At 65.1% G+C, this 12,567-nt stretch carries 7 protein-coding genes and 2 pseudogenes; 4 read left to right on the top strand and 5 right to left on the bottom strand.

What is annotated here, in order from left to right; all coding sequences use genetic code 11:
• Positions 1–30: 30 nt before the first annotated feature.
• The 3 genes and pseudogenes from VPH61_RS15770 to VPH61_RS18875 all read right to left on the bottom strand — a co-directional run.
• Positions 31–960 (bottom strand): glycosyltransferase family 2 protein, encoded by a 930-nt coding sequence (locus VPH61_RS15770; RefSeq protein WP_332064463.1) that lies wholly within the window; start codon positions 958–960, stop codon positions 31–33.
• A gap of 173 nt (positions 961–1,133) precedes the next feature.
• Positions 1,134–2,942, bottom strand: coding sequence for a glycosyltransferase (locus VPH61_RS15775; RefSeq protein WP_332064464.1), 1,809 nt, complete (start codon positions 2,940–2,942; stop codon positions 1,134–1,136).
• Positions 2,943–2,981: 39 nt separating this feature from the next.
• Positions 2,982–3,413, bottom strand: a pseudogene (locus tag VPH61_RS18875) (glycosyltransferase family A protein); the annotation flags it as partial.
• Positions 3,414–3,496: 83 nt separating this feature from the next.
• Here VPH61_RS18875 and VPH61_RS15780 point away from each other — a divergent pair.
• Complete coding sequence (locus tag VPH61_RS15780) at positions 3,497–5,461, top strand: hypothetical protein (RefSeq protein WP_332064465.1); 1,965 nt, start codon at positions 3,497–3,499, stop codon at positions 5,459–5,461.
• Between the two features lie 42 nt (positions 5,462–5,503).
• On the opposite strand, the gene VPH61_RS15785 is transcribed toward VPH61_RS15780, so the two are convergent.
• Positions 5,504–6,637, bottom strand: a complete 1,134-nt coding sequence (locus tag VPH61_RS15785; protein ID WP_332064466.1) for a glycosyltransferase family 4 protein — start codon at positions 6,635–6,637, stop codon at positions 5,504–5,506.
• Positions 6,627–8,084 carry a UbiA family prenyltransferase gene (locus tag VPH61_RS15790; protein ID WP_332064467.1) on the bottom strand — a complete coding sequence of 486 codons (1,458 nt, stop codon included), beginning with the start codon at positions 8,082–8,084 and terminating at the stop codon, positions 6,627–6,629. Before VPH61_RS15790 ends, VPH61_RS15785 begins: the two co-directional genes overlap by 11 nt.
• A gap of 167 nt (positions 8,085–8,251) precedes the next feature.
• On the opposite strand from VPH61_RS15790, the gene VPH61_RS15795 reads away from it, so the two are divergent.
• The 3 genes and pseudogenes from VPH61_RS15795 to VPH61_RS15805 all read left to right on the top strand — a co-directional run.
• Positions 8,252–9,658: a polysaccharide biosynthesis protein gene (locus VPH61_RS15795; protein ID WP_332064468.1), complete on the top strand. Its 1,407-nt coding sequence runs from the start codon at positions 8,252–8,254 to the stop codon at positions 9,656–9,658.
• Positions 9,655–10,494: an NAD-dependent epimerase/dehydratase family protein gene (locus tag VPH61_RS15800; RefSeq protein ID WP_332064469.1), complete on the top strand. Its 840-nt coding sequence runs from the start codon at positions 9,655–9,657 to the stop codon at positions 10,492–10,494. Before VPH61_RS15795 ends, VPH61_RS15800 begins: the two co-directional genes overlap by 4 nt.
• A 93-nt stretch (positions 10,495–10,587) precedes the next feature.
• Positions 10,588–12,567 (top strand): annotated as a pseudogene (locus VPH61_RS15805) (hypothetical protein); the annotation flags it as partial.

Here is a 12,567-nt window from a genome sequence, read left to right on the forward strand (position 1 = left end):
GCGGTCGGGTAGACGAGAATCTCGGCCGGATCAGCCCCTCAACCTCGTCGCGACTTTGGCGAGCAATGACGGCCGTGTCGCCGCGAGTTGCAGTTTCAGGACTTCGACCTCCTCGGAAAGGGTCTGACTGAGCGCAAGGTGTGTCTCGTACTGGTCGACCAACCAGGCCTTCGCTTCCGTGGTATCAAGATAGAACTGCTCGAACCGAGCGAGCTCATCGAGCAGAAACCCTGTGACGAACTCTGCGTGCTCGCGATAAAGATCCGAGTACTTTCGCAGCAGGGCACGCCGAAACACCCTCATCCGTTCCGCGTCCATGTCGTGGCTCAGAGATGACTTGCGCACCCGCCAGTAGAACAACGCCTGCGGGATCGTTCCGAGCTTCATTCCCTTCGCGAGCATCGACAGCCACAGGTCGTAATCGAGATTCGGGTAGAGATCGGGGTCGGGATCGTGCATACCTGCGGCGAGCCAGGCGTTCTTCCGCATCAGAGCGGCACCAGAGAAGCGGTTCTCGACGAGCATGAACGGGAGATCCGACCGGGAGTCGTCGTACTCGATGAGATTATCCGAATCGCCGAACTCCTGTACCGAGACGCTGACGGCAGCGATCTCGGGATGAGCGTCGAGATACGCGACCTGCGCATCAAGGAACTCCGGGTGGAGGCGGTCATCGGCATTGAACAGGACGATGTACTCGGCGTCGAGGCGCTGCATGTACTTGTTGGAGATCTCGACGAGTCCGAGATTGTCGGTCTCGAAGTGCACATCGCAACGAGGGCGGGAGATGCGCTCGACGACCTCGACAGTGCGAGCGTCCGTCGAAGCGTCATCCGCGAGCAGGAGATGGAAGTCCTGAAAGGTCTGCGCGTAGAGGGATTCAACGGCTTCTTCGACGTATTCGCCGAGGTTGAAGCACGGCATGAACACACCGACTTTGTGGGATGGCTTCGTTGTCATCTCGACCTGTCTTTCGTTCGTAACCGGGTTCGACCCTACTGGCGGTCGTGCAGGTCGTACCTTGCTTGCCGGTGGCTCGGCGATCACCATGCGGCCATCACCATGATAGGCGCGGAACGCATGCGAGCCCTGGGCGTCGAAGGCCGACCTCCTCGAGGCCGTTCAAGCAGGAGTCAGGGTCTAACGGATGATCCATCGCCGATGAGCGTCTCGTTCACCGTGGTCTGGAAGGCTTCCCACGAGTGCTGGGCCGCAGCGAAGGCGTAGCCCTCCTCGATCAGACTCCGGCGAAGTTCGATCGACTCCATCAGGCGCTCGAGCGATGTGACGAAACCCTCGATGTCGTTGGGGCCCTCCGTGAGCAGTCCGGTTCGGCCATCGACGATGATGTCGGGCACGCCGCCGACACCGGATGCCACGACAGGGAGCCCGCAGAGGAGTGCCTGGACGAGCACCAAAGGCAATCCTTCGGACTGGCTGGTCAGCAGCAGGGCGTGGTATTCGCCGATCGGCAGCGCCGTCAGCCCCCCGGAGTACGGGCCTCGGTAGTGGACGCCCGCGTCGGCCAGGTCGCGCATCCTTTGCTTCGCGTCGGAGGAGAGCACTGGCGAGCCCCAGACATCGATCTGCACCGGGAGGTTGCGCTCCTGGATCATCCGGGCGATCGCTGCGACCGTATCGGGCCGCTTCTCGGTGTCGATGCGGTGCGGCCAGATGACCCGAAGCGGGTCCTCGTGGGTGAACCGCACATCGTTGTAGGCCTGTGTGTCGCGTGCGAGCGCCGGAACCGTGTCGAGCGCCGGCTGCCGGTGTACTTGGAGGACCGGTGGCTCCACTGCGAGGATCTCCTCGATGAGAGCCGCAGTGTTCGAGTTGTCCGTGATGATGCCCGCGATGTCGTCGAGGTAGGCGCGTTGACTGTCGTCGGTGATCGGATTCACCGGGTAGCCCGGCTCGATGCGGTCGAACGCGAACAGGGTGGCGAAGACGTCGGTCCCGTCTGCGATCTGCCGACCGTAGAGCTGCAAGGCGTTCGCGAGGTGGAAGCAATTCACCGAGACGAGGAGCTCGGGTCGGGTCATGACCACGATCTGCGCGATGAAGCGTCGCTGGAGATCCGGCCACATCTTGTCGAGCGTCTTCGGTACCTGGACGAAGTTCACGCCTTCAGGGATTAGCTCGTGGACCGTGCGTTCGGGTAGGTGCGTCGCGAGGAGGGTCGTCTTTCCCCGGAAGCGTGCCGAGGACTGGATCGCGGTCGCATAATTGCGTGACACGAGGTCGGCGCCGCCGATCCCAACCCATGGGACTGCGACGATCGCGTCGGACCGGTCGCCGATCGCGTCGAGCACGTATTCGAGCGCGTCGGTGTATCCATCGTCATCCGTGTGCCAGCGAGCGAGCTTGTCGTAGTGGTGAGCCGTCCAGGAAATAGCCGGCTCGATCTCCGTCGCCTCACGAAGTGCATTCTGGATGTGCGCGGCGGCGCGAGAATCCTCGGTGGGGATCCGAAGCACAGTGTGGTGGACGCGTCGTGCGCCGCGATAGATGCGCTCGCGTTCCTCGGGTGTCAGTCTGCTCGTGATCCGACGCACGAGCGGTCGTGCGGTCACGTAGGCGCGCCGCCCGAGCTCCCGCACCGAGAAGGAACGTGCTCCCTGGGCACTGGCATCCGGTACGCGGACTGGAAGCGCGGACCGGAGCGCGTCGAAGTCGAAGCGGGGAAGAATCGAAGCACCGTGGCGGTTGTTGACGCCTCCACGCTCTCGCACGCGATAGAAGAACATGCTGTCGGTGACCACGTCGTGGGGAATGCCGGCGGCCGCGGTATCGATGTTCCAGATCCAGTCCTCTGGCCCATACCCGGCACCGGGCGGAAGAGAACGGTATGGGATCTCGCGGTAGACCTCAGCGGGTGCGACTGAGGAAGACGGCCATGGGTTGTGCCGGATGATCGACTTGTAGTCGACGTCGCCGTTCACGGTCGCGAGCGTCTCCCAGACGAGCGAGCGCGCCCCGAAACTGATCACGCGATGCGGATGGACGATCGTGCGTCGGGGCGCAGCGCGCAGCATCCGAAGGGACTCGCGGAAGTAGTCGGACGAGACGAGATCGTCACCGTCGACGAAGGCGATGTACTCGCCCAGGGACGCCTGAGCCCCGGCGTTGCGTGCGGCTCCTGACTCGCCGAGGTCCACGTCGAGACTTCGTACCGCAAAACTCAGTCCGTCACGATTCAGCCAGTGGTGCACTTCATGGCGGGTCCGGTCGTCGACGCGATCGCAGACGAGCAGCAGCTCGACGGACTCATCCAGGGTGGTGACCGCATCGATCGCGCGTGCGATCGAGTGGATCGTCGGCCGCAGCAGCCGGCCTTCGCCGTGCGTCGTGACGACGATGGTGAGGGCGACAGGAGGAGTCGGGCGGTCGGTGGCCGGAGATGGATCTGACACTCATCGAGCCTACCGCGACGCATCGGCAGCCCCGAAGATGGCGCGGTTTCCGGTTCCGCATCGGGGTCGACTAGTCTCAGCCTGTGCTGCACGCCGTCGCCGGATCGCTCGGTATCCTTGTCCAGATCGCCCTCTTCGTCGGCGTCTACTTCCTCGTGTTCCCCACTCGAGGCCACGCCCGCGGGTTGCTCTATGGCGCGCTCATCGCCGTATACGGGTACGCGCTCATCATCTCGGTGGGGCTCCTGCTCGCACTGCCATGGGCGGTGGTCAACGTCGCGCTCGCGATCGGACTCGGGCTCGCGCTCAGCTCTGCGCGCATCCGGCGCAACCTGGCCGAGGGCTGGCACGGCTTCGCGGCGGCCGCGCGCATTGGCTGGGCCGCGATCCTCATCCTCACCATCGTGGTCGTGTTCCATGTCGCGGTGGCTGTCGTGAAGCCCGAGCTCTCCGTCGACGGCGAGCTATACCACGGTCCCGTCCTCGCACTGCTCGTGCAGTCGGGGAGCCTCTGGGGCTGGACGCCGCTGAACGAGTTCACCTATTACACTGACCTCACTATGGCGGGGGGAGTCAACCTCGCCTCCTTCACCGGAGAGGCGCGGTTCGATGACGCGCTGCAGGTACCGCACCTCGTCGTCCTCGCGCTGGCGATCAACTTCGCCCTCGCATCCCGATTCCCGCGAGCCTGGATGCGCATCGGCCTGGCCTGCCTCGTCGTGTCGGCACCCGTGATCTGGATGCAGCCGCGGATTCTGTACGTCGATCTCGCCTACGGCACTGCGGTTGCGGTCAGCATCCTCCTGATCGCGCTCACTCGTCGGTTCGGCGCGATCGACATCATCGTGTCCGGCGTCGCGATCAGTGCGATCCTCGCGACGAAGCCGACCGGCATCCTCACGAGCCTGTTGCTCGCGGCCGTGCTCGCCGGTGTCGTGATCTGGCGCCGCATCAGGGCAGGAGAGCGTTTCTGGAAGGCACTCGGCGTTGCGGCGCTCGGGATCGGCATTCCCGCGTTCGCAGCGCTGTCGTTCTACGTGCGCAATTTCATCTCGTTCAGCAACCCGGTATTCCCCGTGCAGGTGTCGATGGGTCCCGTGCGTTTTCCGGGAATCGTCGACCTCAGCGTCTTCACCTCCGGAGAACGCGGCACCGGACTCGTCGACCCGGGGCGCATCGCGATCTACCTCGATTCGATCGTCGCGGGCATTCGCGACGGGGTCACCAAGCTCGACTACGATCCGCGTGTCGGCGGCTTTGGCCATGTCCCGCTCATGGTGCTCGGGATCGTCGTCATCGTGCTCGCGGGGCAGCTCGTGGTCTTCATGCTCCGGCGCAGGTCCGGCACCGCGGTGCTCACAGCCGGTCAGTGGGTGCCGCAGTTGTGGATCCTCGGATTGTCGGTGGCCATTCTCGTCATCCAGCCGTCGACGTTCGACGCGCGCTACGTGATCGGCCCGACCGTCGCGATCATGGTGGCGCTCCTGATGACGCAGTTCCTGGTTCCGCCGCCGCGGCTCGTCGACGTGCTGGCGGTGAGCCTGGCGCTTCTGCTCGCGGGTGGCCAGATGATCTGGAACGAGCGGAACGTCTATCCCGGTGCCGCTTCGATCCTGCAGATGCGCAACCTCGACAGCCGTTGGCAGCCCGACACGCCCGGCAACCCGTGGGGAACCCCCGACGCGATCGACTGGCTCCCCTCGAGCGATGACGAGTGCTTCACGCTCGGCGTGCAGACGCTTGGCGGTCTCACCGCATCGGGGATGAACGAATTCTCCCGATTCGGCACGTTGCCCTACGGTCTGTACGGCGATCGGCTGTGCAACGTCCTGCTTCCCGTCACGCTCGACGACGGTACCGCTCGCGAGACCGGTGCCAACGAGGGCGACCTGCCCGTCACGGACTTCATGGTGATCTACGAGAGCGATGCCGAGGACTGGCAGGACGCGCTTCCGGGCGGGCCGGACTGCTGGGTCACGGTTGGCACGATCGAGTCGAACCCTACGTACACCGAGGCCGCCATCGTGGTGCGCAATACCTGCGACTGAACGGGTCGCCTGGTCGGCGGCCGCGACGGATCGGACTGCTGGTCAGCGGCTGAGACGGCGGTAGATCTCGAGGTACGCGTTCTGCGGCACCGGCGGAAGGTATCGCTGCTCCAGGACCTCGCGGGCATGTGCCGCGTCGTAGGTGCGCTCGAGGGCACGCGAGATCGCCATCGCGAGGTCGACGGCGTCGCCGACGGCTGCGATCTCCCCGAACCCCGTCGACTGCACGATGGTGCGAACGCCGGGGAGCGCAGATGCCACGACCGGGGTACCAGCCGACATCGCCTCGACCTGCACGATCCCGAAAGCCTCGAAGGAGTTCGTCGAGGGGAGTACGAAGACGTCGAGCGATGCGTGGAAGTCGGCGATGTCGGATTCGTCGAGGAACCCGAGCGACCGCACGCGGCCTTCCGCGATGAGTCGTTCGAGCCGCTGCCGGTCGTAGCCCACGCGATCGGTCAGCCCGTCGAGCGGACCGGCGAGGGTGAGCAGCACGTCGTCGGAGAGCGATTCGAGCGCGTCCATCAATACGTCGATGCCCTTCTCGGTCGTCGGTCGACCGAGGAATCCGATCTGCCGACGCCCTTCGACGGCGAATCGACGAGTGCCACCGGCGCGGTCGATGCTGGTGGCGGGGATCGGGACGGAAACTCGTTCATTGAACAGCTGGCTGAGCCGGGAATGCTCGGCGTAGTCGGCGCTCGACGTGCAGACCACGTCGGCGCGGCGGATGAGGACCCGGTGCGACACATCCAAGGCTCGCGCGATAGCCGTGTCACCGAAGGAGCCGAGGGGAGCGTCGCACTGGTACGTCACGACGGACCGCCACTTCGGGCCGAGGAGCCAACTGAAGGCGGCGGACTCTGGGAGGGGGAGGTGGAAGTGCGCGATCCCCGAGCGGCGCCGGAGGCGCCGTGCGGCGTTCAGCATGGCGACCGAGAAGTTCCCGCGGCCGAGCGAGAACGTGCGGCGGTAGGCGTGCACGGTGACGCCGTCGACGTTCTCGACCGTCGTCGGTCCTGACTTCGTGACGCAATGGACATGCACGTCGTACCCATCGGCCACGGCGGCCTCGGCGAGATCTGCCGCCATGTTGGTGAGCCCGCTGACGTGCGGCTTGTAGTACTGGAGGAAGACGTCGATGCGCGGCGTGGCAATGCTCGATTCAGACAGCACTGGTCATCCGTTCGACGAGGTCGGCGGTCGCCGGCAGTGATGCCGCGACGAAGAGGGCGAGCACGATCGCGGCGGCGACGAGACTGGCGCGGTCGCGAAGCGCGAAGATCACCGGGTCGTCGTGCATCTCACCACGTCCCGCCTTGATCCAGAGATTCCCGATCCAATAGAACACGGTCGGGATGACGAGCCACAGTACGACCGCGGCAGGGTAGAGCAAGCTGACGGCGGGACTCTGGATGTAGATCGCGAGTAGGAGCGTGGAGGCCAGTCCTGACCCGACGCCGAGCGCGAGGATGGTGTGCACGTCGTCGCCGTGATATCCGCGCCCGGGGACGGGTGAACCCTGCGACGAGTGCAGTTCGGCGTAGCGCTTCACGAACGCGAGGCAGAGGAAGAGGAAGAGGGTGACGCCCGTGAACCAGAAGGACAGCGCGATGCCCGTGACCACCGCGCCGGCGACGATGCGGATCATGTAGAGCATGGCGAGCGTGATGACGTCGACCAGTGTGATTCGCTTCAGCCAGTAGCTGTAGGAGAAGGTGAGTGCTGCGTACAGGACGAGGACCACCGCGAAGCTCAAGCCGATGAGAATCCCGAGAACCAGCGCGGCAATGGCGAGACCGGCACTTGCGTAGAGGGCGTGCATCGGGCGGATCCACCCCGCGGCAATCGGTCGGTCGCGCTTGGTGCGGTGTGCGCGGTCGAGATTGACGTCGAGCAGGTCGTTCAGCAGGTAGACCGAGGACGCCATGAAGGTGAACGCGATGAAGCCTGCGATCGTCAGGAGTAGTGCGGTCGGGTTGGTGAATTCGTGGGCCGCGATCAACGGGAGGAAGAGCAACGTGTTCTTCAGGCTCTGGTGGACCCGGAGTTCCTTCAGCCATGCTCGGAGGCGAGTGGGGCCAGGGTCGGACAGCAGTTCCACCTCACGGCCGGCCCATCTCGGCACGCGCGGCCGAGCCTCGGTCGTCGCCAGGTATGCGCGCTCGGCACGAGACCAGACGGCGGCGTCTTCGGGCGAGTTGCCGACGTAGTCGAACCCCCGTTCACCGAAGGTGGTGGTCAGCATGTCGGCCTTCGCCTGACTCGTGAGGTTGGCCAACCCATCACTCGCGAACACCGCGTCGAACATGTCGAATCGCACGGCGACGGCATCGGCGACGGATCGGTCGGCGCCGGTCGCAAGGTAGATGAGACCGCCCTGTTCTGCGTGACCCTTCATGAGCGAGACGACGGCGGAATTCGTGGGCAGAAGAGTGACGTCGAGTCGGTTGGTCTCCGCGAGCCGGCGCTTCATCGGCGCCTTTCCATGGGCGGCCAAAGCCCACGCGGCAGAGACCACAGCCGCCGGATGGCGAAGGTTCGCGACGACCGATTCGTGAAGCGTGTCGCCTCGGAGGAGTGAACCGTCGAGATCGACGACGAGGGGTCGCTCAGGCTTCACGTCGATCCGTTCTGTATTTCATACGAGTCGCTTCTCTGTTCGTGTTCCGTGCGAGTCGCCGTTCGTGCTGCGACATCCCAGCATAAACGGCGTTGGGCTCACTCGTGTCAGCAAGGGGCACGTAAACTGTTCCGGGCCCACCCCAGTCGTAAGGAGCGCGATCGCCTGTGTCGGAACTGAGAGAGCCGCGACCTCGTCGCGTGCCGAAGCGAGTGCTCATCGCCGGGCGTGGCGTGGCGGGCCTGAGCCTGTCGAAGGAGGTCGTCGCAGGTGGTGACGTCCTCGTGGGCTTCCTCGATGACCATGCGAGCGGGGACGACGTGCTCGGGCCGCTCGCGAGTGTCGCCGAGGTGTGCGTTCACGAGGCTGTCGACGTCGTCTACTTCGCGATCCCATCGGTGTCCGGCGAAACGCTCCGCGATTTCGTGACCCAGGTACATCGCGCGTCGGTCGAACTCGCGATCGTTCCCCGCACGTATCGGATCGTCTCGCGCGAGCGGGTTTCGGTGTCGGACCTCACCGATGTCGACATCCTCGACCTCGTGGGACGCGCTCCGGTCAAACATGACATGGTGCACGCACGTGAGGTGATCCGTGGCCGTCGCGTCATGGTCACGGGTGCCGCTGGGTCCATCGGCTCGAGGATCGTGGCTCAGCTCAACATGCTCGAGCCCGAGCTGATCGTCTGCGTGGATCGATCCGAGAGCGGGATGTTCCGCCTCGGGAACTCGCTCAACGATGCATCGAACGCTCGTCTCGAGATCGGCGACGTCCAGTCCGAGGCGCGCATGGGTCAACTCATGGCTGAGTATCAGCCCGACTTCCTGTTCCACGTCGCGGCATACAAACATGTTCCGCTCATGCAGCACAATCCGGTCGAGGCGTTCAACAACAACGTCTGGGGAACGCTGAACGTCTTCTCGCGGGCAGCAGAGCATGGCGTCGCCAACGTCGTGTACGTCTCGTCCGATAAGGCGGTCAATCCCACCAACGTGATGGGTGCTACCAAGCGTCTCGGCGAGCTCCTCCTCCGCGATCTCGCTGCAGCATCGCCGTCGACCAGGTTCTCGGGCGTGCGCTTCGGCAACGTGCTGGAGAGCGAGGGGAGCGTGATGCAGACCTTCCGTCAGCAGCTCCACCAGCGACGGAACCTCACCGTGACCCACGCGGAGATCACACGCTACTTCATGACGATCGACGAGGCGGCCCAGCTGGTGATCCAGACGGCCACGGCCGGTAAGCCGGGCGACCTCTTCGTGCTCGACATGGGTGAGCCGATCCGCGTCTACGACCTCGCCCGAGGGCTCATCGAGGCGGTGGATCCGAGCCTCGATGTCGATATCATCGGCCTTCGGCCAGGCGAGAAGATGTACGAAGAGCTCTCGCACTCTTCGAGCTCCGTGGACTCCACGACGCATCCGAAGATCTTCATCGTCACCGACGAGGACGCCCAAGCTCGTGGCGAGACGACCGAATGGGTCGGTTCGATGCTCGATCGAACGCGCCACTACGACATCACTGCCGAGCAATTGACCGATGCCATGCGCGACTTCGGATTCAACGCGCTGCAATGACCGCCACCCACGCGCTCGTCGTGGGCGGTGGCGGGCCACTCGGCGCTGCGGTTGCGGCGGAGCTCGCCTCGCGACGGCTTCCTGCAGCGGTGACGCGGCGGACCGGACGAGACGCCCTCGACATCTCCAAGCGTGGCGACGTCGTTTCCGCCCTGCGGTCGATCCGGCCGCGGACGGTCATCTACCTGGCCAACCCGGGAGTCGAGGACCTCGAGGAGGCGGTGGTGGTCGCGAACGTCGACCACATCCGACGCTTCGCCCTCGACGCCGCGCGTCACGGCGTCGAGCGGATCGTCTTCGCCTCGAGTGCGGCGGTCTACGGCACAACATGGACGGAACCGGTCGCCGAAGAGGACGTGGCGCTCGGCCCGGGCATGTACGCCTCGCTCAAGCGCCGAAGCGAGGAGGTGCTCCGCGAGGTCGCCGGGAGCACGCCGCTGTCCGCAATCTCGCTTCGTATCTTCAACATCTACGGTCCTGGCTTCTCCCGATCGCTCATCACGCGGCTCGCAACCGGCGAACCGCGTGCAGTCCTGCAGGTCTCGGACTCCTTCGTGCGCGACTACATCCACGGCGATGATGTCGCGAGAGCGATGGCGATCGCAACCGAGGCCACGAGTCCGGGGTTCCGAATCCTCAACATCGGAACCGGGATAGCGACCGACAACGTCATGCTGTCGCGCTTCGCCGCCCCCGGGTCGTATTCGGTCGCGACATCCCCGTCGGCGCCGTCCTACTGCGTTGCACGCGTGGATCGCGCTCGTCGGGAACTGGGGTTCGACGCGGAGTGGTCGGTCGATCGATACCTCGCCGAGGCTGCCGCGCGCCGGTTCTGACGGTCGAGTACCGGCCGCTCCGTGTGCGACATGCTGGCGACGCGCACCGCGAGGTTCTCGCAGTGATGGTGTGCTGCGCCCTACGATGGGGCCGTGGGGGATCTCGGGGGACGAGGGCATCGACGGCGATCATTCGCCGTGGCGGTGCTGTGCATGGCGCTTGTCGCCGCATTCTTGACCGTCATTGACGTCGCGGCGCGACCACCAGAGCCCGCGCAGGCCGCGGATCTCAGCCAGTTCGACCCAGGCAACATCATCGACGACTCCGTATTCTTCGACGGCACGTCCATGTCGCCTCGCGACGTTCAGAACTTCCTCGAATCGAAGGTGGGGCCCTGTCGCTCGGGATACACCTGCCTGAAGGACTACCGCGAGGCCACGCGCAACATCGCGCCGGGTCCCTTGTGCAACGGATACGTCGCCGGACCGTACGAGAGTGCGGCGGACATCATCTCGAAGGTCGGCCAGAGCTGCGGCATCAGTCCGAAAGTGCTCCTGGTCACCTTGCAGAAGGAGCAGGGGCTCGTCACCGATACCTGGCCGACGACCTCCCAGTATCGAATCGCCATGGGAATGGGCTGCCCGGACACGGCGGCCTGCGACTCCCAGTACTTCGGGTTCTTCAACCAGGTGTACAGCGCGGCCGCGCAGTTCAAGCGATATGCAAATCCGCCCGGAACGAGCAATTACTTCACTTGGTACGCGCCTGGCCACACCTGGAACGTGCGATACCACCCGAACGCCGCGTGCGGCTCTTCGCCGGTGTACATTCGCAACCAGGCCACCGCGAACCTGTACTACTACACGCCGTATCAGCCGAATCGGGCGGCGCTCGCGGCGGGATACGGCACCGGTGACGGGTGCTCCGCCTACGGAAATCGGAATTTCTACCAGTACTTCGTCGACTGGTTCGGATCCGTCCGCGGCTACTCGGTCGGTGCACCGTTCCAACCCCTGTACAACGCAAGTGCCGGATCCCTCGGCTACGCGACCTGGCCCTATACCTGCGGGCTGACCCGCGGTGGGTGCTATCAGGTGTTCACCAACGGCTGGATCGTCGACAGTGCAGCGACGCAGCCTCAGATCGTGACATTGGACTATCGCTGGGCGTGGTGGGCGACGGGCAACGAGAACGGCTATCTCGGGTATCCGACAGCCGACCGCGTCTGCGGAATCGCCGCTGGCGGGTGCTACCAGACGTTCGAGGGCGGCTGGATCGTGCACAGCGCGTCGACCCCCATCGTTCCGGTGACGAATGCAGTCCGCGGGTCCTGGTGGTACTACGGTAACGAGAACGGATTCCTCGGCTATCCGTTGGCTGCCGGGGATTGCGGTTCAGGGGCCGGATGCGTACAGCTCTTCCAGGGTGGTGCCGTTTCCACGAGCTCGGCCAGTGGCATCCGCGCGGTGCGGCCCGAAGTGCTGAAACTCTGGAACAACTGGGGCCGTGAACGTGGCGTCATGGGATTCCCGAGTGGCGACCCGCCACTGACGGCCTCCTCGAACTACACCCAGCAGTTCTCCGGGGGCACGGTGGAGGTCAGGAACGGCGTCGCCGCTCTCGTCTCATCGACTGACCCGTGGGCCAACGCTCGTGTGACGTCTCCGTGGCTGGGAGAACAAGTCACGTCCCGGCTCTGCGATCTGAAGGGCGGCGCCTGCAGGCAGGAGTTCGCCGGCGGCTGGATCGTGCAGAGTCCGGCGGGGGTCGCGGCGGTACCGCGGAGCGTCCTCGCGCGGTGGTTCGACTGGGGCCGCGAATGGGGGATGCTCGGGTTCCCGGCGAGTGCGCCCTCCGCCGATCCCGCGGGCGGGACCTTCACGCAGAGCTTCCAAGGCGGTGTCATCACCGTCACCGCCGGCGTCGCCAAAGTCACGAGTTCGACCGATCCGTGGTTCAACGCGGTCCTCACGAGTCCGTGGCTCGGACAGCAGGTGACGTCGCAGCTCTGCGACCTCAATGGCGGGGCGTGCCGACAGGAGTTCGCGGGCGGTTGGGTGGTGCAGAGCCCGGCCGGAGCGTATGCGGTACCCGGCGCGGTGATCTCGTTGTGGAACAATTGGGGGCGAGAG

Source organism: Agromyces sp. CCNWLW203, from assembly GCF_036576125.1.
GTDB lineage: Bacteria > Actinomycetota > Actinomycetes > Actinomycetales > Microbacteriaceae > Agromyces.

Excerpts from the sequence above, each read along its gene's own strand:
- VPH61_RS15770 (WP_332064463.1), bottom strand. The coding sequence starts at position 960 with ATGACAACGAAGCCATCCCACAAAGTCGGTGTGTTCATGCCGTGCTTC.
- VPH61_RS15800 (WP_332064469.1), top strand. The coding sequence starts at position 9,655 with ATGACCGCCACCCACGCGCTCGTCGTGGGCGGTGGCGGGCCACTCGGC.